The 23540-nt window shown below is 72.3% G+C and carries 24 protein-coding genes and 3 tRNA genes; 7 read left to right on the top strand and 20 right to left on the bottom strand.

The features are described 5' to 3' along the window. Positions 1–95 precede the first annotated feature (95 nt). The 5 genes from ACZ407_RS07465 to ACZ407_RS07445 all read right to left on the bottom strand — a co-directional run bounded on the left by ACZ407_RS07465 (position 96) and on the right by ACZ407_RS07445 (position 1590). On the bottom strand, positions 96–524 hold the full coding sequence (locus ACZ407_RS07465) for a MaoC family dehydratase (RefSeq protein WP_468126289.1): 429 nt from the start codon (positions 522–524) through the stop codon (positions 96–98). 1 nt (position 525) lies between these two features. Then, a complete protein-coding gene (locus ACZ407_RS07460) occupies positions 526–978 on the bottom strand; it encodes an FAS1-like dehydratase domain-containing protein (RefSeq protein ID WP_468126288.1) in 453 nt (150 codons plus the stop codon). Between the two features lie 155 nt (positions 979–1133). Continuing rightward, positions 1134–1298, bottom strand: coding sequence for a 50S ribosomal protein L33 (gene rpmG / locus ACZ407_RS07455; RefSeq protein WP_003956487.1), 165 nt, complete (start codon positions 1296–1298; stop codon positions 1134–1136). A 93-nt stretch (positions 1299–1391) separates the two neighbouring features. Further along, positions 1392–1467, bottom strand: a tRNA-Met gene (locus ACZ407_RS07450). A gap of 50 nt (positions 1468–1517) precedes the next feature. Then, a tRNA-Thr gene (locus ACZ407_RS07445) sits at positions 1518–1590 on the bottom strand. Between the two features lie 291 nt (positions 1591–1881). On the opposite strand from ACZ407_RS07445, the gene ACZ407_RS07440 reads away from it, so the two are divergent. Together ACZ407_RS07440 and ACZ407_RS07435 are read left to right on the top strand one after the other, a co-directional pair. Next, the gene (locus ACZ407_RS07440; RefSeq protein ID WP_468126286.1) at positions 1882–3165 is read left to right on the top strand and encodes an amidohydrolase family protein; all 1284 of its coding nucleotides are present in this window, start codon (positions 1882–1884) and stop codon (positions 3163–3165) included. Positions 3166–3208: 43 nt separating this feature from the next. Next, positions 3209–3865 carry an SDR family oxidoreductase gene (locus ACZ407_RS07435; RefSeq protein WP_468126284.1) on the top strand — a complete coding sequence of 219 codons (657 nt, stop codon included), beginning with the start codon at positions 3209–3211 and terminating at the stop codon, positions 3863–3865. Positions 3866–3904: 39 nt separating this feature from the next. Here the strand turns inward: ACZ407_RS07435 and ACZ407_RS07430 are convergent, their stop codons facing one another. Next, the gene (locus tag ACZ407_RS07430; protein WP_468126569.1) at positions 3905–4348 is read right to left on the bottom strand and encodes a DUF3574 domain-containing protein; all 444 of its coding nucleotides are present in this window, start codon (positions 4346–4348) and stop codon (positions 3905–3907) included. Between the two features lie 1318 nt (positions 4349–5666). On the opposite strand from ACZ407_RS07430, the gene ACZ407_RS07425 reads away from it, so the two are divergent. From ACZ407_RS07425 to ACZ407_RS07415, 3 genes are all read left to right on the top strand, one after another. After that, the gene (locus ACZ407_RS07425; protein WP_468126282.1) at positions 5667–6395 is read left to right on the top strand and encodes a hypothetical protein; all 729 of its coding nucleotides are present in this window, start codon (positions 5667–5669) and stop codon (positions 6393–6395) included. A gap of 246 nt (positions 6396–6641) precedes the next feature. Then, positions 6642–7475, top strand: coding sequence for a hypothetical protein (locus ACZ407_RS07420; RefSeq protein WP_468126280.1), 834 nt, complete (start codon positions 6642–6644; stop codon positions 7473–7475). Between the two features lie 395 nt (positions 7476–7870). Continuing rightward, on the top strand, positions 7871–8206 hold the full coding sequence (locus ACZ407_RS07415; protein WP_468126279.1) for a hypothetical protein: 336 nt from the start codon (positions 7871–7873) through the stop codon (positions 8204–8206). 250 nt (positions 8207–8456) lie between these two features. On the opposite strand, the gene ACZ407_RS07410 is transcribed toward ACZ407_RS07415, so the two are convergent. After that, positions 8457–8783: a hypothetical protein gene (locus tag ACZ407_RS07410; protein ID WP_468126278.1), complete on the bottom strand. Its 327-nt coding sequence runs from the start codon at positions 8781–8783 to the stop codon at positions 8457–8459. Between the two features lie 181 nt (positions 8784–8964). Next, positions 8965–9046, bottom strand: a tRNA-Tyr gene (locus ACZ407_RS07405). Between the two features lie 201 nt (positions 9047–9247). Between ACZ407_RS07405 and ACZ407_RS07400 the strand changes: the two genes are divergently transcribed. Next, positions 9248–9736, top strand: a complete 489-nt coding sequence (locus tag ACZ407_RS07400) for a YajQ family cyclic di-GMP-binding protein (RefSeq protein WP_468126277.1) — start codon at positions 9248–9250, stop codon at positions 9734–9736. 217 nt (positions 9737–9953) lie between these two features. Then, positions 9954–11624 carry a SulP family inorganic anion transporter gene (locus ACZ407_RS07395; RefSeq protein ID WP_468126275.1) on the top strand — a complete coding sequence of 557 codons (1671 nt, stop codon included), beginning with the start codon at positions 9954–9956 and terminating at the stop codon, positions 11622–11624. 43 nt (positions 11625–11667) lie between these two features. On the opposite strand, the gene ACZ407_RS07390 is transcribed toward ACZ407_RS07395, so the two are convergent. The 12 genes from ACZ407_RS07390 to ACZ407_RS07335 all read right to left on the bottom strand — a co-directional run bounded on the left by ACZ407_RS07390 (position 11668) and on the right by ACZ407_RS07335 (position 23508). Further along, positions 11668–12060 (bottom strand): YccF domain-containing protein, encoded by a 393-nt coding sequence (locus tag ACZ407_RS07390; RefSeq protein ID WP_468126273.1) that lies wholly within the window; start codon positions 12058–12060, stop codon positions 11668–11670. A gap of 83 nt (positions 12061–12143) precedes the next feature. Then, a complete protein-coding gene (gene htpX, locus ACZ407_RS07385) occupies positions 12144–13007 on the bottom strand; it encodes a zinc metalloprotease HtpX (protein ID WP_468126271.1) in 864 nt (287 codons plus the stop codon). A gap of 199 nt (positions 13008–13206) precedes the next feature. Beyond that, entirely contained in the window at positions 13207–14769 is a 1563-nt protein-coding gene (locus ACZ407_RS07380; RefSeq protein WP_468126269.1) for an NADH-quinone oxidoreductase subunit N, read from the bottom strand. Further along, a complete protein-coding gene (locus ACZ407_RS07375) occupies positions 14766–16355 on the bottom strand; it encodes an NADH-quinone oxidoreductase subunit M (RefSeq protein WP_468126567.1) in 1590 nt (529 codons plus the stop codon). The genes ACZ407_RS07380 and ACZ407_RS07375 overlap by 4 nt, the downstream gene beginning before the upstream one ends. Positions 16356–16393: 38 nt before the next feature. Further along, positions 16394–18397, bottom strand: coding sequence for an NADH-quinone oxidoreductase subunit 5 family protein (locus ACZ407_RS07370; protein ID WP_468126268.1), 2004 nt, complete (start codon positions 18395–18397; stop codon positions 16394–16396). Beyond that, positions 18394–18774: an NADH-quinone oxidoreductase subunit NuoK gene (gene nuoK, locus ACZ407_RS07365; protein WP_468126267.1), complete on the bottom strand. Its 381-nt coding sequence runs from the start codon at positions 18772–18774 to the stop codon at positions 18394–18396. The genes ACZ407_RS07370 and nuoK overlap by 4 nt, the downstream gene beginning before the upstream one ends. Beyond that, positions 18774–19358, bottom strand: a complete 585-nt coding sequence (locus ACZ407_RS07360; protein WP_468126266.1) for an NADH-quinone oxidoreductase subunit J family protein — start codon at positions 19356–19358, stop codon at positions 18774–18776. Before ACZ407_RS07360 ends, nuoK begins: the two co-directional genes overlap by 1 nt. Further along, a complete protein-coding gene (locus tag ACZ407_RS07355) occupies positions 19355–19936 on the bottom strand; it encodes a NuoI/complex I 23 kDa subunit family protein (RefSeq protein ID WP_468126565.1) in 582 nt (193 codons plus the stop codon). The genes ACZ407_RS07360 and ACZ407_RS07355 overlap by 4 nt, the downstream gene beginning before the upstream one ends. Next, positions 19933–20901 carry a complex I subunit 1/NuoH family protein gene (locus tag ACZ407_RS07350; RefSeq protein ID WP_468126264.1) on the bottom strand — a complete coding sequence of 323 codons (969 nt, stop codon included), beginning with the start codon at positions 20899–20901 and terminating at the stop codon, positions 19933–19935. Before ACZ407_RS07350 ends, ACZ407_RS07355 begins: the two co-directional genes overlap by 4 nt. Further along, the gene (locus tag ACZ407_RS07345; RefSeq protein ID WP_468126262.1) at positions 20898–22445 is read right to left on the bottom strand and encodes an NADH-quinone oxidoreductase subunit C; all 1548 of its coding nucleotides are present in this window, start codon (positions 22443–22445) and stop codon (positions 20898–20900) included. Before ACZ407_RS07345 ends, ACZ407_RS07350 begins: the two co-directional genes overlap by 4 nt. Beyond that, the gene (locus ACZ407_RS07340; protein WP_468126260.1) at positions 22442–23107 is read right to left on the bottom strand and encodes an NADH-quinone oxidoreductase subunit B; all 666 of its coding nucleotides are present in this window, start codon (positions 23105–23107) and stop codon (positions 22442–22444) included. The genes ACZ407_RS07345 and ACZ407_RS07340 overlap by 4 nt, the downstream gene beginning before the upstream one ends. Continuing rightward, positions 23098–23508 carry an NADH-quinone oxidoreductase subunit A gene (locus ACZ407_RS07335; RefSeq protein ID WP_468126259.1) on the bottom strand — a complete coding sequence of 137 codons (411 nt, stop codon included), beginning with the start codon at positions 23506–23508 and terminating at the stop codon, positions 23098–23100. Before ACZ407_RS07335 ends, ACZ407_RS07340 begins: the two co-directional genes overlap by 10 nt. Positions 23509–23540 lie beyond the last annotated feature (32 nt).

Raw genomic sequence — 23540 nt, 5'->3', positions numbered from 1 at the left:
GCCACCAACGACAAACCTCGCCAGGGGGGTGAAGAATACACAGGGGGGCAGGGGGGGAGGGCCCCCCCCCCCCCCCGCGGGGCGTGCCGTACCGGTCAGGAGAGCCGGACCACCGCGCGCGACATGCCCAGGACCTTCTGGCCCGCGCTGGTCGCGACGAGGTCCACGCGGACCTTGTTGTCGTCGAGCTTGGCGGCCACCTTGCCGCTGACCTCGATGAGGGCGCCCTCGTCGTCGTTCGGGACCACGACGGGCTTGGTGAAGCGCACCCCGTACTCGACCACCGCGGCCGGGTCGCCGGTCCAGTCGGTGACGACGCGGATCGCCTCGGCCATGGTGAACATGCCGTGCGCGATCACGTCCGGCAGGCCCACCTCCTTGGCGAACTTCTCGTTCCAGTGGATCGGGTTGAAGTCGCCCGAGGCCCCCGCGTACTGCACGAGGGTGGCGCGGGTGACCGGGAAGCTCGCGGCGGGCAGCTCGGTGCCGACCTCGACCTCCTCGTACGAGACCTTGGCAGCCATGTCAGCCCTCCTCCGCCGCGCGCGCGACGAGCTTCGTCCAGGCGGTCACCACGTGCTCGCCGGTCGCGTCGTGGACCTCTCCGCGGATGTCCACGATGTCGTTGCCCGCCATGGACTTCACGGCCTCGATGGTGGACGTGACCGAGAGGCGGTCGCCGGCCCGCACCGGGCGGGTGTAGGCGAACTTCTGGTCGCCGTGCACGACCCGGCTGTAGTCGAGCCCGAGCTGCGGGTCGGCGATGACCTGGCCGGCCGCCTTGAACGTGATCGCGAACACGAAGGTGGGCGGGGCGATCACATCGGGGTGGCCGAGTTCCTTGGCGGCTTCCGGATCGGTGTACGCGGGATTGGCGTCACCCACCGCTTCCGCGAATTCCCGGATCTTCTCCCGGCCGACCTCGTAGGGCTCGGTGGGCGGATAGGCCCGCCCCACGAACGACTGGTCGAGCGCCATGGCTCACTCCTCCTGGTCGAACTGATCACAAAGGCCGGGACGATCGCAAAGGGCGGACCGGACCGGCCGGGCGGACTGCCCGGATATGCCACGAGGCCGCCCCCGGGAACGGGGACGGCCTCGTGATCAAGCCTGTGTCCGAAGACGCGCTGGGATCAGCGGGTCTCGCGGTGCGCGGTGTGCGAGTTGCAGCGCGGGCAGTGCTTCTTCATCTCAAGACGGTCCGGGTTGTTGCGCCGGTTCTTCTTGGTGATGTAGTTCCGCTCCTTGCACTCCACGCAGGCCAGCGTGATCTTCGGGCGGACGTCGGTGGCAGCCACGTGAGTGCTCCTTGACGGACGGATGGACGGATGAACGCATAAAAGAGTAGCCGATCGGGAGACCGACCCCACAATCGGCTACTGGGTGCTACTTGGTAGCGGTGACCGGACTTGAACCGGTGACACAGCGATTATGAGCCGCTTGCTCTACCGACTGAGCTACACCGCTTTGATGTGATCTTCCCCTCACCACGAATGGCGAGGGATCGTTCACACCAGAGCCCCAATGCGGAATCGAACCGCAGACCTTCTCCTTACCATGGAGACGCTCTACCGACTGAGCTATTGGGGCGAGCGATGAAGACATTACACGCTCGGCCGCCGATCGCCCAAATCCATTGCCGCAGGGCCTCCCGGCGGCCCTTCCGGGGCCTTCCGCCCGGCCCTTCCGGAGCCTCCGCGGGCCCGTTTCCGCACCCACCGGGAGCTCCGGGGCACCACGCCGGTACGACTATTGCGCCCTTCCCGGAAGGGGGCCCGGGGGCGCCCTAGGCTCGGTGCACGCCGCGTGATCTTGGCCGTCCCGCCCTGCGCGCGGCGCCGCCTCCCTCGTCAGGAACGCCCGAGCCCCCGCAGGAGCGCGATGCCCGACAGCCAGCCGCAGCAGCCGCCCCACTCCCCGCGCAGCGGGGGCGGCGAAGGACCGGGTTCCGGCGCGCCCGCGGAAGCGGTCACGTCCCTGCTGCTCACCGGCGCCCGGCTGACCGACGGCCGCACGGTGGACGTACGGCTCTCCGGGGGCCGGATCGAGGCCGTCGCCGCCGCGGGCGGCCTGCCCGGCCCCACCGCCTCCCGCGTGGACCTGGGCGGCTACCTGCTGCTGCCCGCCCCCGCCGAGCCGCACGCCCACGGGGACACCGCGCTCACGGCCGACACCGACGGCCCGGTCTCGTACGCCCCGGAGGAGATCCAGCGGCGGGCCACCGAGGCCGCCCTGCTCCAGCTGGGGCACGGCGCGACCGCGGTGCGCTCGCACGTGCGGATCGGGGGCGCGCACGGGCTGCGGCCGCTGGAGGCCGTGCTCCAGGCCCGGCGCTCGCTGCGCGGGCTGACCGACCTGACGGCCGTCGCCGTCCCGCGGCTGCTGACCGGGGCCGCCGGCAAGGACGGGGTCGCGATGCTGCGGGACGCGGTCCGGATGGGCGCGGCGGTGGTCGGCGGCCTGCCGGACCTGGACCCGGACCCGACGGGGCACGCCGAGGCCGTGATGGAGCTGGCGGCCGAGCACGGCTGCCCGGTGGACCTGCACACGGACGGGGACGACCCGGTCCGGCTGGCCCGGCTCGCCGCCCTCGCGGCCGGGCTGCGGCCGGGAGTGACCATCGGGCCCTGCGGCGGGCTGTCCCGGCTGCCGCTGGACATCGCCCTCCGGGCCGCCGAGCAGCTGGCCGCGGCCGGGGTGACCGTGGCCTGCCTGCCGCAGGGCGACTGCGCGGCCCTGGAGCGCCGGGGGCTGCGTTCCGCGCCGGTGCGGCTGCTGCGCTCGGCGGGGGTGCGGGTGGCGGCCGGCAGCGGCGCCCTGCGGGACGCGGGGAACCCGGTGGGACGCGGGGACCCGCTGGAGGCCGCGTACCTGCTGGCCTCGCAGGGCGGGCTGCGGCCGGCCGAGGGCTACGAGGCGGTCAGCGCGGCCGCGCGCGCGGCGATGGGGCTGCCGGAGGTCCGGGTGGCCGCCGGGTTCCCGGCGGAGCTGCTGGCGGTGCGCGGAGACCGGCTCTCCGGGGTGCTCTCGCTCGCGTACAGCCGGATCGTGATCCACCGGGGCCGGGTGGTGGCCCGGACGAGCGCGGTGCGCGAGTACTGCGACTCGGCGGTGGCCGTCGCCCTGGACCTCCCCCGGCAGGGCCGGATGGAGCCCGGCCCCTGAGCGTTTGCGGGCGGCGGCGCCCGGGGCGACGTACGGTCGGGGCATGCGCATCGTCATCGCTGGTGGACATGGTCAGATCGCGCTGCGGCTGGAGCGGCTGCTCGTCGCGCGCGGCTACGAGGTCGCGGGCGTCATCCGCGATCCGGCGCAGGGCAACGACCTGCGGGAGGCGGGGGCCGAACCGGTCCTGTGCGACCTGGAGACGGCCTCGGTCGAGCACGTCGCGGGGATCCTGCAGGGCGCGTACGCGGCCGTGTTCGCCGCGGGCGCGGGCCCGGGCAGCGGGGCGGCCCGGAAGGACACGGTGGACCGCGGGGCGGCCGTGCTCTTCGCGGACGCGGCCGAACGGGCCGGCGTACGGCGCTTCCTGATGGTCTCTTCGATGGGCGCGGACCCGCACCGGGCGGGCTCCGACGTGTTCGACGCCTACCTGCGGGCCAAGGGCGAGGCCGACGAGTACGTGAAGACCCGGCTGGGGCTGGAGTGGACGATCCTGCGCCCGGGTTCGCTGACGGACGAGCCGGGCACCGGGCGGGTCCGGCTGGAGGCATCGACGGGCCGGGGTGCGGTCCCGCGCGACGATGTCGCCCTGGTCCTGGCCGAGTTGGCCGACACCCCGGCCACGGCCGGGCTCACGCTGGAACTGGTCTCGGGCTCCACGCCCGCGGCGGTCGCGGTGAAGGACGTCGCGGGCAACTGAGCGGCGCGGCAGGGGCCGCGGCCGGGCGGTGCGGAGGGCTCAGAAGTCGACGGAGACGGTGTCGTCGGCGCGCCCGACGGACTCCTGCCCGTACTCCTTGCGGTAGTCGGCCCGGATCTCCTCGATGAGCGGGTCCCGGTCCCCGGCCTCCCCCTGCGGGTACAGGAGCACGAGGACGTACGAGCGCTCCCGCTCGATGACCCCGTTCCGGTCGCGCCACTGCCCGCGCCCCTGCTGGACGGTGAGCCCGTCCGGGAAGGCGGGGGTGACCTCCCGGTCGACGAAGCGCATGAACTGCCGGTCCGTCACGTCCGCGCCCCCGTCGGGCCGGGCCGTGCCGAAGAAGAGCCGGGTCTCCACGTACGCGGTCCCGCGCCCGGCGGGCCGGTCCTGGAGCGTGGCGTAGGCGGCGGGCGCGGCGGTGGCGAGCGCGGCGGCGAGGGCCCCGCCGGCCACCAGCGTCCGCGTCTGGGGAAGTCGCATCATGCCCGGCCCAACGACCCCGCCCGCCGCCCGGTACGCCCGCCCTCCCCGGCCCGTCCCCCGCCCGGCGCAATCCGGCCACACCCCGGCATGACCGGCCTCACACCCCACGACCCGCCCGGGGCCCGCCCACACCCGCCCAGGACCGCCCGGAGCCCCGGCCGACCGGATGCGCCCGGACATACGAGAAGACCCCCGCTCACTGCGTTTCCGCAGGTGAACGGGGGTCTTGCATCACGTGGCGGCGCCAGGATTCGAACCTGGGTAGGCTAAGCCGACGGATTTACAGTCCGCTGTGCCGCAGCCCCAGATCTAGCGTTCAGCCTGTGGAAACCTCCGCAGGCTGGGTCCGCCGACGTGAGACGGCTGGACTACAGGCGGGCTCTGCTGTGGACTCGGGCCGACCTGAAGCTCACGCGCATCCACCAACTTCGCCAGCGTCCGCTCCATCGCGAGCGCCCGCCGCTCCGTGGCTTCGGCCTGGCGGTGCGCAAGCTGCGCTGCCTCTTGCTGAACTCGAGCTTGTTCCGCTTGCTCGGTCCGCGACCTCCCCTGCCACCACGCCGCAACGGCCGTCGCAACAGCGACGAGGCTGCCGGCCCAGGTCGCAGCATCGCCTGCCTCAACCGCGAGGTTCACCATGCCGTGGACTGCAGATCTCGGGAGCGCCGACCGACAGCGAGCGCGGGGCGGTCGCCCAGTAAGAGGCCATAACTTCCGAATTGCAGAAATAGCGCGACATAACACCTTAAACGCATTTGGCACCTACTCACCCCTTACGAACCGGCCAGCTAGGTGCGCCGTGAGGGTGGCGTTGGGTGGCGCTTTTTCCGATGCCCCGCTTTTCACGCACACACCGTTGGCAGGTGCCGCAGACTGGTCGGTGCATTTGCACCGCCACCGCAGACGAGAAACCCCCACGTCCGCAAGCGAAGGAAATTACCCACTGGTAACTCCAGTTCGATGCCGAGATTCAGCCGCGGAGCATCGACATGCCCCCTCACCAGGGATCCTTCCGCTAGAACCGGCGGCACCGAGCAAACGGTTGATCTTTTACACCCCCACCACTCGCGCCGACCACTAAACGGCTCCGATATTTCCGGGAGAGAAGATGAAGCATCCCAAGAATGTCGCCTTAAGGACGACAGATGATGTCGTCCTTAAGGCGACAGATGAGAAACGCCGAGCGGCGTACCGGCGCCTGACGTCACCAATGGCCGGCGATGCGGACACGTGGACAGGAGCGCTCGCCCAGCAGCCATCCCTTCGCCAGCCCACCCCGCGACTCGGCCCCGTGGCTGTGCGGTACGACGAGATCATGCGATCCATCGACTACGACTCTCTCGGCATGGTCGACGAGGAGGACCTGCTCGCCACCCTGCTCGTCATCCGGGAGATCAAGTCGAAGTTCGACATCGACGAGGCGCGCATCATCAAGGCGGCACGCGACAAGAACGTGACTTGGCAACGCCTGGCCGACGCCATGGAGGTCAAGAGCCGCTCGTCCGCGGAACGTCGCTACCTGCAGCTCAGCCCGGCGAACGACTCCGATGTGCACCCCGCGCGGACCCAGGCCGAGCGGGTGGAGCAGGCCCGCATCCGGCGCTCGCGGCAGGCAGCCGAGAAGAACTGGGCGGCAGAGCACAGCAACCACATCGTCCGGCTTGCCGGGCAGCTCGCCGACGTACCCGACCTGCAGCACCGTGCCGACCTATCCCCCCACGCGGCAACGGTCCGGCATCGGGCCCAACTTGATGCCGCGCACACAGGGGAGGAGCCCATCAACGTCACGATGGCCTGGCCCGGTGAGCTCATCAGGACCCTGCAGCAGCTTCAAGGCGCCGCTCCCGATGCCCCCGAGTCGCTTGCCCTGGTTCACCGGCTATCGGGGCTCCTCGCATACGCCGCCGACCCTGCGCACCTCAAGCTGTCCGACCATCCGGGGCTGTTCAGCGAGATCCGGACGCTCCTCGCGACCGCTACCGATCAGGCACTTCGGGGGGCTGCTTCAGCCACGTCCCGTCAGACCCAACCCTTCATGGAGTAATCCACTCAAACACACCATCACGCACAGTACGGCCCACCCGCTGCTCTCGGATTCGCAGCCACTGAACAACGGGTGGGCCCAGAGCCCTGACCATCACTACGGAAAGGACCCCAGCCCATGGTGCACGACGCACCTCTCCCTCGTGGCTGCCCTGGCCTAATCCTCCGCTCCGAGCTCGACCGCCGCACACTCCCGTCAGACCGAACCGCGGTCGACGAAGCCCACGACGTCTTCCAACATCTTCATGTGGACGACGCAGCGATGGTGGTACTGCTGCGCCTCCTCGAGTGCAACGCGCATCCGACGGGCATTGTGCTCACCCTGAGTCGAGGAGGCCCGGGGAGCACCCTGCTCGAGGGGGCGATGGCACTGCTTCACGAGCGAGGGCACGTCGAGGTTCTGGAGACCCTCGATGTGCAGGCGGTGCATCTCACCCATGCGGGGCTGCGCGAAGCAGAAGGGATCCGTCGGCAGCGGACCGACCACGGTGCTCGTCGCGACTTCGTCCTGAACCAACTTGTAAAGGCGGCAGCAGCCGATGGCGCGGCGACCGTCGATCTTGAGGCGTTCACCCCCCGCACCCTCTACCTCGGCGTACACCTCGACGCCGCCGTGGTTGCAGGGGCTGCTGTCGAGCTGAGCGCCAACGGCCTGATGATCCTCATGGCCGGGGCTGACCGCCGACCCCGTTATCTCACGCTGACCTCAATCGGGCGGCGCTGCGCCGACTCTAATATGAAAGCGAGCCAGTTCATGGCCAGCCAGACAACCGGGAACGGACCGGTCTTCAACCAGTACGTCCAGCAAGGGGGGTCCGGCGTTCAGGGTGTGCATGTCACCCAGAACTACGGCGTGGCGTCCGGGGATCTGATCACCCTCCTGGAGCAGCTCCGCGACGCCGGCCGCGGCCTGCGTGGCGACCAGGACCAGTACGCCACCGACCTCGACACCGTTCAGGACACCCACGCCCCGGTCGCGGCCCGACGCAACGCCCTGCACCGGATCCTCGCCTTCCTGCAGCATGCTGGTGCCGCGTCAGGCGTCATTCAGACTGCCATCGCCGTCGGCACGCTGATCTAACCCATCGCGTTCACCTCAGATGGGGCCCGGACTCCGATCAGGAGACCCGGGCTCTGTCATTTCCGTCCGGACGCGAGTATCTCCGCTGGCAAGGGCCTGCAGCATGACCAACAAACACTCGCCAGTAGCGACGTGCGGCTCGTCCTCCGAGATCTCGCCCACGCTCGGGCGTTCGCGGACCTTGTGCTCGCCTCGGGGGAAGTCGCGGGCAGAGTGGCCGTGGACGCGCCAGACCTCTCGTCGGGGCAGAAGCGGCGGAAGCCGCGGGCCTCCAGCTCTCGGGCGAGGGTGGTCTTCCCCGCGGCCATGACGATGACCGCGGCCCGGGTGTCCTCCGCAATTTCGAGCAGGGCCGCGTCGGCCGGCGCCTTGATCCGGGCCCACATCGAGCTGGAATGCCGGGCGAGCGCTCGGCCGGTGTGGCGCGTGAGGACGACGCCGGCCGCCGCAGCCTGGGCTGCGTGGGCAACGGCTGGACGGACAGTGGCGAGGTCCATGACCAGCGCAACCTGAAGTGGCGCGCACCGACCGAGTCCCGGACGGTGCCGATCCCGCCGGTGTTCGTGAAGCTTCCACGGGAGCACATCGAGCAGCGCCGTGCGGCGAAGGACAGGCTGGTGTTCCAGACCCGCCGCGGCGGCATCGTCCAGGAGAGCGGCTACGGTGAGGTCTGGGCGAAGGCCCGCGCGCAGGCGCTGCCGCCCGCGGATCAGGATTGCCTGCTCGCCTAGCGCCCGTACGACCTGCGGCACGCCGGCATTTCGTTCTGGCTGAGCTCCGGGCTCGACCCGGAGGAGTGCGCCCGTCGCGCCGGCCACAGCCTGGCGGGGATGTCCTGGATCTACGCCAAGGTCCTCGCCCAGTCCCAGGAACGGGCGAACAAGCGGATCGATGCGGCGCTGGAGGAGTGGGGCACGCAGTTCGACGAGGCGTAGGACGTCCCCGGACGGGGCCCGGCAGTTCCTGCCTCGGCCCCCTCCGTCATTCGGCCCCGGCGTCGGCCGAGAGGCTGAGCTGGAAGGGCGGGCCGGTGGTCTCGGGGGTCCAGCCGGCGGCGAGGCCGGCGCGAATGGCGGCCGCCACCTCACCGGGAAGCACTGCGGCGCCTGGTACTCGCGCCCAGGCCGAGGGGTGAGGCCGTCCGGCGTCCACCAAGAGGGTGGTTCCGGCCATGCCCTGGCGCTCGACTGCGTAGCCGAGGGAGGTCCACCCCATCCCCTGGCTATAGGTAACCCGTCGGCGGACCCGCCACCGGTACACGACCTGGTCGACGACGATCGACCGCATGCCCTTGCTGGCGAGCGCCATGCCGTACCCCCTGGAAAGCTGGCCCGCGGCTGGCCCGCACCTGCTGGTCAGGGGTGAGATTCGGGCGAGACTTGGTGAGACAGATCACTTGGTTGAGAGCCTCGCCGAACGGACCGTCTTCGACAACGAGAAGACCCCCGCTCACTGCGTTTCTGCAGGTGAACGGGGGTCTTGCATCGCGTGGCGGCGCCAGGATTCGAACCTGGGTAGGCTAAGCCGACGGATTTACAGTCCGCTCCCATTGGCCACTCGGGCACACCGCCATGGGATGTTGTTCGGGTCGGCCGCTTCCGCGGTTCTCCCTGGCAACGACGTAAACAATACCTGATGCGCGGGGGTGCTTCGCCACCGGATTGATCAGCACTTCGGGCAGGCGCGGTGGCTAGGCTTTGGGGCGTGGTTCCGGGGAGGTCCGGACCGCACCCGTCTCAGCAAGCACAGCCGACATCAAGGAGCCACAGGACATGGCCGACTCCAGTTTCGACATCGTCTCGAAGGTCGAGCGGCAGGAGGTCGACAACGCCCTCAACCAGGCCGCCAAGGAGCTCTCGCAGCGCTACGACTTCAAGGGCACCGGCGCGTCGATCGCCTGGTCCGGCGAGAAGATCCTGATGGAGGCGAACTCCGAGGAGCGCGTGAAGGCCGTCCTCGACGTCTTCGAGACCAAGCTGGTCAAGCGCCAGATCTCGCTGAAGGCGCTGGACGCCGGCGAGCCGCAGCTCTCCGGCAAGGAGTACAAGATCTTCGCGACGATCCAGGAGGGCATCTCCCAGGAGAACGCCAAGAAGGTCGCCAAGATCATCCGCGACGAGGGCCCCAAGGGCGTCAAGGCCCAGGTCCAGGGCGACGAGCTGCGCGTCAGCTCCAAGAGCCGCGACGACCTCCAGGCCGTCCAGGCGCTGCTCAAGGGCAAGGACCTGGACTTCGCGATCCAGTTCGTGAACTACCGCTAGTCCGGTCCGGTGAGCCGCAGGCCCCCCGGGGTCCTGCGGCTTGCGTGTGTCCGGGCCCCCGCCGCACGCCCCCCGGGTGCGCCGACGGCGCAGAGTGGTCGTGCGCGGCGCGCGTGCGGCGTGTGACCCGTGCTCCACCCCCTGTGGGCCCTTGGGCCCGGACCCCGCGTCCGCCACGCTGGGTGACGAACGTCATCGCGTGGACAGGGGGTTTCACATGCCCGGGGCAGGCAGGATGCGGGACGACTTCGGGGCGTCTGTGGTCGTCGCGCTGGTCGCGCTGCCGCTGTGCGTGGGGGTGGCCGTCGCCTCCGGGGTGCCGGCCGAGCTGGGGCTCGTGACCGGGGTGGTGGGCGGGCTGGTCACCGGCTGGTTCAGAGGAAGCTCTTTGCAGGTCAGCGGGCCTGCTGCCGGTCTCACGGTGCTCGTGTACGAGGCCGTCCAGACGTACGGCGTACGGGCTCTCGGCGCGCTCGTCTGCGCGGCCGGGGTGGTCCAGCTGGGCATGGGGGCGCTGCGGCTCGGGCGGTGGTTCCGGGCGATCTCCGTGGCCGTGGTCCAGGGCATGCTGGCGGGCATCGGGCTGGTCCTGATCTCGGGCCAGCTGTATGCACTGGGTGACGTCGCGGCGCCCGGGCGGACCCTCGACAAGCTGGCCGGACTGGGTGGTCTGGGCGCGCAGCTGGAGTGGGCGGCCGTGGCCCTGGGGGCGGGCACGATCGCCGTGACCGCGCTCTGGCGGCGGCTCCCGGACACGGCTGCCCGGGCGGTGCCGGGCGCGCTCGTCGGGGTGGCGGCGGCCACCGCGGTGAGCGCCCTGCTGGCCCTGCCGGTCGCGAAGGTGGAGGTCACGGGCGTGCTGGCGGCCGTCGCTCCGCCGGGGCGGGCCGAGCTCGCCGCCCTGTGGTCGCCGGGCGCGCTCGCGACCGTGCTCGCGCTGGCCCTCATCGCCTCGGCGGAGACCCTGTTCAGCGCGGCGGCCGTGGACCGGCTGCACGAGGGGCCGCGTACGGACTACGACCGGGAGCTCGTCGGGCAGGGGGTGGGCAACGCCGTGTGCGGGGTGCTCGGGGCGCTGCCGATGACGGCGGTGATCGTGCGCAGCGCCGCCAACGTGGAGGCCGGGGCGCGGACCCGGGCCTCGCGGGTGCTGCACGGGCTGTGGCTGCTGCTGTTCGCCGTGCTGCTGCCGCAGGCCCTGGAGGTGGTGCCGCTCGCCGCGCTGGCGGGGGTGCTGCTGCACGCCGGGTGGAAGCTGCTGCCGGCGAAGGCGGTGCGCGCCCTGTGGCGCAGCCACCGGGGCGAGGCGGTGGTGCTGGTGGTCACGGCGGGGGCCATCGTGGCGACGAACCTCTTCGACGGGGTGCTCGTCGGGCTGGGTCTGGCGGTGGCCAAGTCGGCCTGGGAGACCTCGCACGTCCACATCGAGACGGAGGAGGACGGGGCGGGGCCGGAGGGCGCGTACCTGCGGGTGCGGGTGCTGGGGCACGCGACCTTCCTGCGGCTGCCGCGGCTGCTGGACGCCCTGGAGGCGCTGCCCGCGGACCGGCCGGTGCACCTCGACCTGAGCGGGCTGCGCCACCTGGACCACGCCTGCCTGACGGCGCTGGAGGCGTGGGAGCGGCAGCGCGGTACCGCGGGGCGGGACGCGGTGGGGGCGGGCCGGGGTCCGGGCGGGACCGCGGGCGCGGAGGCGAACGCGGGCGCGGGCGGCGGCAGCGGAACGGCGGCTGCCGGGACGGCGTTCGGGCGGGCCGGGCGGTCGGCCGGCGGGGGGCGGGGCGGGCCCGCCGGAGGGCCGGTCGGCGGAGCGGTCGGCGGATTGGCCGCCGGGCCGGTCGGCGACGGGCTGGTGGCCGGCCGGGAGGGACTGCCCGAGCCGGGCTGACGGTGCGGCGGGAGGACCGCCGCTCCGGGGGCCTGCGGCGGGCTCAGCGGGTCGCGAACGGGGCGTCCGTCGGGACGATTTCGCGCCCCAGCGGGAGCAGCGAGACCGGGATCATCTTGAAGTTCGCGATGCCGAACGGGATGCCGATGATGGTGATGCACAGGGCGATGCCCGTGAAGATGTGGCCGAGGGCCAGCCACCAGCCGGCCAGGACCAGCCAGAGCACGTTGCCGATGACCGAGGGCGCGCCCGCGTCGCGGCGTTCCACGGTGGTGTACCCGAACGGCCAGAGCGCGTAGATCGCGATGCGGAACGCGGCGATGCCGAACGGGATGCCGATGACGGTGATGCACAGCAGCAGGCCGGCGAGGCAGTAGCCGAGGAACAGCCAGAAGCCGCTGAGCACGAGCCATATGAGGTTCAGGATTGTCTTCATCTGCCCATCTTCACTGGTGACGGCCTGCCGGCCGGTCGGGGCGACAGGACTGTGACGGCTTCATGACCCTGCCGGTGCGGGCCTCAGTGCTGACGGCCCGCCATCTGCTCCAGGCGCGCGATCCGCTCGGCCATCGGCGGGTGGGTGGAGAACATCCGGGAGAGCCCCCGGCCGGGGCGGAAGGGGTTCGCGATCATCATGTGGCTCGCGGTCTCCAGGCGCGGTTCCGGGGGCAGCGGCAGCTGCTTGGTGCCCGCGTCGAGCTTGCGCAGGGCGCTGGCGAGGGCGAGCGGGTCGCCGGTGAGCTGGGCGCCCGAGGCGTCCGCCTCGTACTCGCGGGAGCGGCTGACGGCCAGCTGGATGATGGAGGCCGCCACCGGGCCCAGGAACATGATCAGGAGCATGCCGAGGAGGCCGGGGCCCTCGTCGTCGCCGGACCGGCCGACCGGGATCAGCCAGGCGAAGTTGACGAGGAACATCACCACGGAGGCGAGGGCTCCGGCCACCGAGGAGATGAGGATGTCCCGGTTGTAGACGTGGCTCAGCTCGTGCCCGATGACCCCGCGCAGCTCGCGCTCGTCGAGGATGCGCAGGATCCCGTCGGTGCAGCACACGGCCGCGTTGCGGGGGTTGCGGCCCGTCGCGAAGGCGTTCGGGGCCTCGGTCGGGGAGATGTACAGGCGGGGCATGGGCTGGCGCGCGGAGGTGGAGAGCTCGCGCACCATGCGGTAGAGCTCCGGGGCTTCGAACTCGCTGACGGGGCGGGCGCGCATCGCGCGCAGGGCCAGCTTGTCGCTGTTCCAGTACGCGTACGCATTCGTCCCGAGCGCCACGAGGACCGCGACGATCAGGCCTCCGCGCCCGAAGAAGCTCCCGATGACGATGATGAGTGCGGACAGCCCGCCGAGGAGTACGGCGGTCTTCAGCCCGTTGTGCCGGCGGTGCACGGTACGCCCTCCAAGTGGTGCGGCAGGGGGACCCTGGCGAGGCTCCACGGTCCAGTGGACCCTCCCTACCTGGTCAACGCCACGCGAGGACCTGGGGTTCCCTGCCGCCGCCCCGGAGCGGGGCGGCGCAGGTGGGCGCTGGGTTGCTCCGTACGGGCGACACGGGGGGCTGCCGGGAACACCGGGGCGGGCCCGCCCGTCACTGGGGGAAGAGGCTCCCCGCGGCGAAGCGCAGGACGATCTGCGGGGCACCGGACAGCACGACGGCCACGGCGGCGGCGAGGACGACCGCGACGGTGACCGGCAGGGGCACCCGCGGGCGGGCGGCGGCCGCGGGGGTGGTTTCGGCGGCGGCAGCGGCCGCGGCGGGCTCTCCGGCCGGCTGCGGGGCGCGGAAGAGGAGGGCGGTCCACTGGAGGTAGTAGTAGAGGGCGACGACCACGTTCACGGCCATGACCACGGCGAGCCAGCCGAGTCCCGCGTCCACCGCGGAGCGGAAGACGGCGACCTTGGCGAAGAGGCCGATGATGCCGGGGGGCAGGCCGGCCAGGCAGAGCAGGAAGAAGGCCAGTGAGAGGGCGGCGAAGGGGCGGCGGGAGTACAGGCCGCGGTAGTCCCCGATCCGGTTGAGCGGGGCGCTGCGGGCGACGAGGGCGACCACGGCGAAGGCGCCGAGGTTCACCGCGGCGTACATGAGGGCGTACGCGACGGTGGAGCCGATCTGGTCGCGGCCGGCGTACGCGGCGGCGGCGATCGGGACGAGGAGGTAGCCGGCCTGGCCGACGGAGGACCAGGCGAGGAGGCGTACGGCGCTGTGCTCGCGGGCGGGGTCCTGGCGCAGGGCGGCGGCGTTCCCGAGGGTCATCGTGAGCGCGGCGAGGACCGCGAGGACGGGGCCCCAGATCTCGGAGTACGAGGGGAAGGCGAGGACGGTGACGAGGACCAGGCCGGTGAAGCCGACGGCCTTGCCGACCACCGACAGGTAGGCGGCGACGGGCAGCGGCGCCCCGACGTAGGTGTCGGGCACCCAGAAGTGGAAGGGCACAGCGGCGGTCTTGAAGGCGAAGCCGATGAGGGTCAGCGCGACACCGGCCATGGCGAGGGTGTCGAGCCGGCCGGGCACGTGCTCCAGGCCGTCCGCGACGCGGGAGAGGTGCAGGCTGCCGGTGGCGGCGTAGACGAAGCTGACGCCGAGCAGGGAGACCGCGGTGGCGGTGACGGAGGAGAGGAAGAACTTGAGGGCGGCCTCGGAGGACATGCGGTCCCCGCGGCGCATGCCGACGAGCGCGAAGGCGGGGAGGGAGGCGACTTCGAGGGCCACGATGAGGGTGGCGAGGTCGCGGGAGGCGGGCAGCAGGGCGGCGCCGGCGGTGGCGGAGAGCAGCAGGAACCAGAACTCGCCCGCGGGCAGCCGGCCTTCTTCGGCGGCGGTGAGCGAGAGCAGGGCGGTGAGCAGCGCGCCGCCGATCACCAGGAACTGCACGACGAGGGTGAAGTCGTCGGCGACGTAGCTGCAGGCGGCCGGGTCGGTGGTGAGGCAGAAGGTGCTGCGGTCCCCGGACCGCAGGGGCAGCAGGCTCAGCAGCGCGCCGGCGAGGCCGGCGGTGGCGAGCCATCCGAGGAGGGCCTTCTTCCGGTCTTCCACGAACAGGTCGGCGACCAGGACGAGCAGGCCGACGGCGGCCGCGGCGAGCGGCGGGGCGATGGCCGCCCAGTCGACGGACTGGACCAGGTCGGCGGCCGCGAGGAGCTGGGCCGTCATGCGTTGCCTCCTGCGAGGAGCTTCTGGACGGCCGGGTCGGTGAGGCCGAGGAGGACCGCGGGCCACAGGCCGGCGAGGACGGTGAGGGCGACGAGCGGGGTCCAGGCGGCGAACTCGTAGCCGTGGACGTCGGCGAGCAGGGGCTGCATGTCGTCCGCCCGGGTTTCGGGGTGCGCCTCGGGGTCGGCGGGCAGGTGCTCGCCCATGCAGACCCTCCGTACGACGATCAGGAGGTAGGCGGCGGTCAGCAGGGTGCCGAGGCCGCCGACGGCCATGAACGTGAGGAACGCCGGCCGGCTGAGGCCTTCGGCCGGATCGAAGGCGCCGAAGAGAGCCAGCATCTCGCCCCAGAACCCGGCGAGGCCGGGCAGTCCGAGGGAGGCGACGGCGGCGAAGGCGAGGAGGGCGCCGAGGCGGGGGGCGCGGCCGTAGAGGGCGGCTCCGGTGGCCCCGGCGAGGGTGTCGAGGTCGCTGGTGCCGTAGCGGTCCTTGAGGGCCCCGACGAGGAAGAAGAGGAGGCCGGTGATGAGGCCGTGGCCGATGTTCGCGAACAGCGCGCCGTTGACTCCGGTGGGGGTCATGGTGGCGATGCCGAGGAGTACGAAGCCCATGTGGCCGACGGAGGAGTACGCGATGAGCCGCTTGAGGTCGCCCTTGGATCCCTTGCGGGCGAGGGCGAGGCAGGCGAGGGACCCGTAGATGATGCCGACGACGGCGAAGGCGCCGAGGTAGGGGGCGAAGGTCTGCATGCCCTCGGGGGTGACGGGGAGCAGGATCCGGACGAACCCGTAGGTGCCCATCTTCAGCAGCACGCCGGCGAGGAGCACCGAGCCCACGGTGGGGGCGGCGGTGTGGGCTTCGGGGAGCCAGCTGTGCAGGGGCCACATCGGGGTCTTCACGGCGAGGCCGGTGCCGATGGCGAGGACGGCCAGGAGCTGGGTGGTGTGGGTGAGTTCGCGGCCGTTGTCAGTGGCGAGTGCCACCATGTCGAACGTGCCGGCGCTCAGCCCGATGAGCAGCAGGCCGAGCAGCATGACCACGGATCCGAGCAGTGTGTAGAGGATGAACTTCCAGGCGGCGGCGCGCCGCTGGTCACCGCCCCAGCGGGCGATGAGGAAGTACATCGGGATGAGCACCATCTCGAAGGCGAGGAAGAAGAGCAGCAGGTCGAGGACGGCGAAGGTGGCGAGGGTGCCGGACTCCAGGACGAGCAGGAGCGCCACGAAGGCCTTGGGGGAAGGGCCTGCGGGGAGCTTGAAGTAGCTGTACAGCGCGCACAGGAAGAACAGCAGCGCGGTCATCAGGAGGAGGGGGAGCGAGATGCCGTCGATGCCGAGGTGGATCCGGACGTTCAGCGCCTGGATCCAGCTGATGTCGGTCGTCGCCTGGAAGCGGGCGGGGGCGTCGTGGTCGAAGCCGAGGGCGAGCACCACCGCGGCGGCGAGGATCGCGCCGGTGACGGTGACGCCGTGGCGCAGCACGGCCTGTTCGGGGCTGCGGCCCTTGAGCCCGGGCGGGGCCGGCAGGAGTGCCGCGGCGGCACCGGCCAGGGGTGCGGCCAGGATGAACGCCAGAAGGAACTGCATCACGGATGCGCTGATATCAATCACGGCTGACTCACGGCTCACGATCCGGCGTTGACGTTGGCAAGGACGGCGGCGGCGACCGCGAGGACCACGGAACCCGCGAGCAGGGCGCTCAGGTAGGTCTGCACGTTGCCGGTCTGGGCGCGGCGGACGAGGGTGCCGAGCAGTCGCGGTGAGGCGCCGGCTCCGCGGACGTACGTGTCGACGACCTCGCGGTCGAGGAAGCGGACCAGCGTGGCGGCGGCCCGGACGGGGCGTACGAAGAGCGCGGCGTAGACGGCGTCGATGTGGAAGCCGGCGGCCGCGTGCGGGTACAGCGGTCCGAGCAGGGTGCGGCCGGGGTCGGCGGCGGGCGGTGCGGGGGTGAAGCCGGTGAGGGGCTGGGCGGCTGCCGGGCCGGTGGCGGGCGGCACGTGCTCCGTCTCGGGGGCCTGTGCGGCGGATTCGACCGGTACGGCGGCGGGGACGGCGGTCCGGGCGGAGGCGCGCTGCCACAGGCCGTAGGTGAGGACGGCGCCGAGGAGTGCGGCGCCGGTGCCGAGCACCGAGGTGGTGAGGGTGGGCAGGAAGCGGCCGCCGTCGAACCAGTCGCCGAGGACGCCCGAGGCGAGGCCGAAGCCGAGGGTGGGGACGGCGAGGAGCCAGAGCACGCCGGTCATGGCGGTGGGCTGGCGGCCGTGGTCGGGGGCCTGTTCCCCGCGGCCGCGGAAGGCCATCAACCACAGGCGGGTGGCGTACGCGGCGGTGAGCAGGGCGGTGAGGACGCCGGCGGCGAGGACGGTCCAGCCGGCTGCCGTGGGGGCGAGCTCGGTGTGGCCTTCGGCGGCCTTCTCGGCGGCGACGAGGACGGCTTCCTTGGAGAAGAAGCCGGCGAAGGGCGGGAGGGCGGCCAGGGCGAGCAGCGCGACCGTCATGGTCCAGAAGGCGTCGGGGATGCGCTTGGCCAGGCCGTCCATGCGGGACATGGCGGCCAGGGAGTTCGTCCCCGCGGCGTGGATGATCACGCCGGCGCCGAGGAAGAGCAGGGCCTTGAAGAAGCCGTGGGACAGGAGGTGGAAGACGGCGGCGCCGCGGTCGGCGACGGCGAGGGCGCCGGTCATGTAGCCGAGCTGGCCGACCGTGGAGTAGGCGAGGACGCGCTTGATGTCGTCCTGGGCCAGGGCGGCGAGCGCCGAGCCGATCATCGTCACGGCCGCCATGACGGCCATGACCACGAGGGCGGCCTGGGAGGCCGTGAAGACCGGGAGGAGGCGGGCGATGAAGTAGACGCCGGCGGCGACCATGGTCGCGGCGTGGATCAGCGCGGAGACCGGGGTGGGGCCGGCCATGGCGTCCGGGAGCCAGGTGTGGAGCGGGAACTGCGCGGACTTTCCGGCGACGCCGGCGAGCAGCAGCAGGGCGATCAGGGTCGGGTGGTCGAGGCCGCCCGCGGCCACGGCCCCGAGGATCTTGGTGATCCGGAAGGAGCCGGCGTCCGCGGCGAGCGCGAACATGCCGAAGAGGAAGGGGACGTCGCCGAGCTTGGTGACGAGGAAGGCCTTGAGGGAGGCGGACCGGGCGGCCTCGGTCTCCCAGTAGTGGCCGACCAGGAAGTACGAGCAGATGCCCATGATCTCCCAGCCGACCAGCAGCACCATCAGGTCGCCGGAGTAGACGACGAGCAGCATGGCGGAGGTGAAGAGGGAGACCAGTGCCGCGTACGAGGGGTAGCGCGGGTCCTCGCGGAGGTAGGCGGTCGAGTAGAGCTGGACGCAGGTGGCGACGATGCCGACGAGGACCGCCACGAGGACGGCGAAGCCGTCGAGGTGGAGGGCGAGCTCGATCGGGACCGAGCCGGTCGGGGTCAGCTCCGTGGCGGCGTCGATGTCCTTGCCGCCTCCGTGCCGGACGGCGACGGTGACGGCGAGGGCGGCGGCCGCGAGGGTGGGCAGCACGGCCAGCGGGCGCACGAAGCCGGGGGCGGTGCGGCCGAGCAGCAGTCCGGCGACCGCTCCCAGGAAGGGCAGGAGGGGGACGAGGACGGCGAGGGTCGTGGTGGTCACGCGGCGGCTCCGGTTGCGCGGTCGGCCTCTCCGGCGGGCCGGGCGGTCCCGGTGGCCGGGGCGGGCTCTCGGCCTTCGGCGGTGTCCCGCAGGCGGTCGATGTCGGAGGTGCCGCGGTTGCGGTACACCATCAGCACGATCGCCAGGCCGATGCCGATCTCGGCGGCGGCGATGGCGATGGTGAAGAGGGTGAGGGCCTGGCCTGCGTGGAGGGTGTCGCGCAGCCAGACGTCGAAGGCCACCAGGTTGAGGTTGACGGCGTTGAGCATGAGCTCGACGGACATCAGGACCAGGATGGCGTTGCGGCGGGCGAGCACTCCGTAGAGGCCGGTGCAGAAGAGGAGGGCCGCGAGCACGGCGGGGTAGGCGAGGTGCATCAGCGGTGCTCCTTGTCGGAGCCCTCGGGGGCGTCGGTCGGGCTCTTGCGGGACAGGACGATCGCGCCGACGAGGGCGGCCAGCAGGAGGACGCTGAGCGCTTCGAAGGGCAGCACCCAGTGGCGGAAGAGGATCTCGCCGGAGACCTTCGTGCTGCCCTGGGCGGGGCCGTCGAGGTCGATCCAGGTGGTGCGGAAGGCGTCGACGACCACCCAGACCAGGGCGCCGGCGGCGGACAGGGCCACGGCGAGGGCGGCCCACCGGTTGCCGGAGTCGGCGTCCGGGGAGCGGCCGATGGGCGCCTTGGTGAGCATGAGGCCGAAGAGGAGGAGGACGACCACGGATCCGACGTAGATCAGTACCTGGACCCAGGCGATGAACTCGGCGGTCAGCAGCAGGTACTCCACGGCGATTCCGCCGAGGGCGACGACCAGCCAGAGGGCGGCGTGCACCAGCTGGCGGGTGGTGACCGTGACCAGGGCGGCGCCCAGGGTGGCGAGGCCGACGAGGACGAAGGCGATCTCGACACCGGTCGGGGAGAGGAAGCCCGGGCCGCCGGCGGCGGCGAGGGTGAGGGCGGTCATCGGCCGGCACCTTCCTCCGGGGCGGGGCCGGACGGGTTCTCGGCCTGGGCGGCGGCCGCCGCCTCCAGCTTCTCGGCTGCCTTGCGGGCGGCCGCGACCTCCTTGGGCTCCTCGGCGGCGGGGTCGAGGGCGGGCGGGGCCGGGACCGTCCACATCCACTCGCGGAGCTTGTCCCGCTCGTGGGTGAGTTCCAGGATGTCCGTCTCCGCGTACTCGAACTCCGGCGACCAGAAGAGGGCGTCGAAGGGGCACACCTCGATGCAGATGCCGCAGTACATGCAGAGGGAGAAGTCGATGGCGAAGCGGTCGAGGACGTTGCGGCTGCGCTCGCGGCCGCCGGGGGTGGCGGCCGGGACCGTCTCCTTGTGGGAGTCGATGTAGATGCACCAGTCGGGGCACTCGCGCGCGCAGAGCATGCACACGGTGCAGTTCTCCTCGAACAGTCCGATGACCCCGCGGCTGCGCGGCGGCAGGGCGGGCTGGACCTCGGGGTACTGGGCGGTGTGCGACCGCCTGGTCATCGTCCGCAGGGTGACGGCGAGGCCCTTGGCCAGGCCGGATCCGGGGATGGGCATTATCCGATCGCCACCTTCACGATGCCGGTGAGCGCGATCTGAGCGAGCGCGAGCGGGATGAGTGTGGTCCAGGCGAGCTTCTGGAGCTGGTCCTCGCGCAGGCGGGGGTAGGTCACGCGGAGCCAGATCACGCCGAAGGCGAGGATCGCGATCTTCAGGAGGGTCCAGGCCCAGCCGAGGCCCTCGCCGCCGAACGGGCCGTGCCAGCCGCCGAGGAAGAGCACGGTGGTCAGGGCGCAGAGGATCACGATGCCCGCGTACTCGGCGAGGAGGAACAGCGCGAAGCGCAGGCCGGTGTACTCGGTGTAGGCCCCGAAGATGATCTCGGAGTCGGCCACCGGCATGTCGAAGGGCGGGCGCTGGAGTTCGGCGAGGCCGGCGACGAAGAAGACCAGGGCGCCGGTGATCTGCCAGGGCAGCCACCACCACTCGAAGGCCTCCACGATGCCGGGCAGGGAGACCGTGCCGGCCGCCATGGCCACGGAGGCGGCGGCGAGCAGCATGGGCAGCTCGTACGCGAGCAGCTGGGCCGCGGTGCGCAGGCCTCCGAGCAGGGAGAACTTGTTGGCGGAGGCCCAGCCGGCCATGAGGCTGCCGAGCACGCCGACGCCCATGACGGCGAGGGCGAAGAACACGCCCGCGTCGACGACCTGGCCGACGGCGCTCTCGCCGGGGCCGATCGGGATGACGAGGAGGACGAGGAGGTACGGCAGCAGGGCCACGGCCGGTGCGAGCTGGAAGATGCGCCGGTCGGCGTTGGCCGGGACGATGTCTTCCTTCTGCGCGAACTTCACGCCGTCGGCGACGAGCTGGGCCCAGCCGTGGAAGCCGCCGGCGTACATGGGGCCGAGGCGGCCCTGCATGTGGGCCATGACCTTGTGCTCGGTCTGCCCGATGACGAGGGGCGCCACGAGGAAGACCGCGAAGACGACGATGAGTCGCAGCGCGACGTCGAGGACGTCGTTCACGCGGTGCCTCCGTTGTCGGTCTCGGTGTCGGTGTCGGTGTGCTCGGTCCCGGCTTGCGGCTCGGCGCCGCCCTCGCGGCCGGCCGGGTTTTCCCCGCCGCCTCCCGCCGCATCCCGCGGGGGCGCGACCGAGGCCGCGTCGTCCGCGTCGTCCGCATCGGGTGCGGGTGCGAGGGGCACGGCGGTCGTCTCCTCGTCCGGACCGGGCCCGGCCGGCGGAGCCGGCGCAGGCGCCGGTTCGGGGGCCGGCCCGGTGGTGGGGTCCGCCGGGGAGCCGGGAGCGGGCTCCGCGGCCGGGGGCGTTGCGGGTGCCGGACCGGTCGGCTCCGCAGCGGTCGGCGGGGTGGTCGGCTCCGCGACCGACTCGGTGGCCGGTTCCGCTGCGGGCTTCTCCGCCGGGGCGGGCTTGGCGGCCGGCTCCTCGTCGAAGGCCGGGCGGGCGTGGTGCCAGGGGGCGTCCGCGCTGCGGGCGACCGGGCGGGTGGCCGGGGCTCCGGGGACGGCCGCCTGGCTCGCCGAGCCGTCCGCCGCCGAGCGCGTACGACGGGCCGGACGGACCGGGGACTCGGACGCGGAGTCCGTACCGGTGGCCCCCGCGCCGGATACCGCCGCCTGGCTCGCCGAGCCGTCCGCCGCCGAGCGCGTACGACGGGCCGGACGGACCAGGGACTCGGACGCGGAGTCCGTACCGGTGGCCGGGGCTCCGGGGACGGCCGCCTGGCTGGCCGAGCCGTCCGCCGCCGAGCGCGTACGGCGCGGCGGGCGGGCCGGGGTCTCGGACGGTGAGGCCGTGGCGGGGTCCGCGGGGGTGGGCTCCGCCGCCTGGCTGGCCGAGCCTTCCGTGACGCTGCGGGTGCGGCGGGGCGGGGCGCCTTCGGCTGTGGCCGGGCGGGTGCGGCGGGGCGGGGCGCCCTCGGCGCCGGCGGCCGCGCGCGGGGTGCGGGCGGGACGGGCCGGGGCGGGCGGGAGCTGGCCCTTCAGGGGGCCCCAGTCGTTGGGGTCGGGGACTCCCGGCGGGAGCATCTGGCGGCGCTTGGGGCCGCCGTGGTCCGCGCCCTCGCCCGGCTCCTTGGCGCCGGGCCAGGCCTTGGCCACGCGCGCGGCCAGGACGAAGTCCTTGCGGAGCGGGTGCCCTTCGAAGCCCTCGGGGAGCAGCAGCGGGACCAGGTGCGGGTGGTCGGTGAAGGTGACGCCGAACATCTCGTGCGTCTCGCGCTCGTGCCAGGCGGCGCCCGCGTACACGGGGATGGCGGTGGGCAGCACGGCGGCGGAGTGCGGGACGGTGGTGCGCAGCAGCAGCCGGCGCACCCGGCCGCCTTCGAGGGCGGCCACGTGCGCGCACACGCGGAAGCCGGTGCCGGGCTCGTCCACCGCGCTCAGCCAGTCGAAGTAGGTGCAGCCCAGCTTGTCGCGGGCGATTTCGAGGGCGGCGATCCAGTCGCCGACGGGCACGTCCACCGTCAGCAGGTCGTAGGCGGCCTCGGCGGTGGCCTCGGCACCGAAGACCTCGGTGACGTTGCCGGGGAGTTCGTCGTACGGGTTCACGCCTGCTCCTCCCCCGGTGCCGGCGCTGCCGGGGCGGCCGCTGCCGGGGCCGGCGGCGGGGTGACCAGACCGCTGGTCAGGGCGGCCGCGGACGGGCGCACCGCGCTGTAGCGCTCTTCGAGCGACTCGCGGGCGATCTTCTCCTGGAGCTTGAGGATCCCCTGGAGCAGGGCCTCGGGGCGGGGCGGGCAGCCGGGCACGTAGACGTCGACCGGAATGATCTGGTCCACGCCCTTGGTGACCGCGTACGAGTCCCAGTACGGGCCGCCGCAGTTGGAGCAGGCGCCGAAGGAGATCACGTACTTCGGCTCGGGCATCTGCTCGTAGAGCCGCTTCACGGCCGGGGCCATCTTGTCCGTGACGGTGCCGGACACGATCATCAGATCGGCCTGGCGGGGGCCGGGCGCGAAGGGGATCACGCCGAGGCGGATGAAGTCGTGGCGGGCCATGGACGCGGCGATGAACTCGATCGCGCAGCACGCGAGCCCGAAGTTGAAGACCCACAGGCTGTAGCGGCGGCCCCAGTTGAGGACCACCTTCATGGGCTCCGGGGCGAGGCGGGAGAGCACTCCCAGCCGCTTCGGCTCGGGCAGCAGCTCCGGCGCGGCGCCCGCTGTCGCGCGCACGGTCGCGCCTGGTGTCACGTCCGGTGTCACGTCCATTCGAGGACGCCCTTCTTCCATGCGTAGAGCAGGCCGACGGCCAGGAATCCCAGGAAGACGAACATCTCCACCAGGGTCGTGGCGCCGTATCCGGCAGCGGCGAACACCGTCGCCCACGGGAACAGGAAGATCGAGTCCACGGCGAAGATGACGTAGAGGAACGCGTAGACGTAGTAGCGGACCTGGGTGTGCGCCCAGCCCTCGCCGACGGGGTCCACACCGCATTCGTACGTCAGCAGCTTCTCCGGGGTCGGCACCATCGGCCGCAGCAGCCGGCCGGCGCCGAAGGCCACGGCGACGAAGAGCACGCCGATCACCGCGAGCAGTCCGACGACCGAATAGCTCCGGAAATATTCGGCTGCGAGCACCGTCACGGTCGAAACCGTCGGGTCGTCCGGCACGTCCGCTCCTCGCTCCCTGACCTCTGTCCACG

Source organism: Streptomyces sp. NPDC030809 (assembly GCF_055572195.1).
This window is presented reverse-complemented; position numbering and strand designations above follow the sequence as displayed.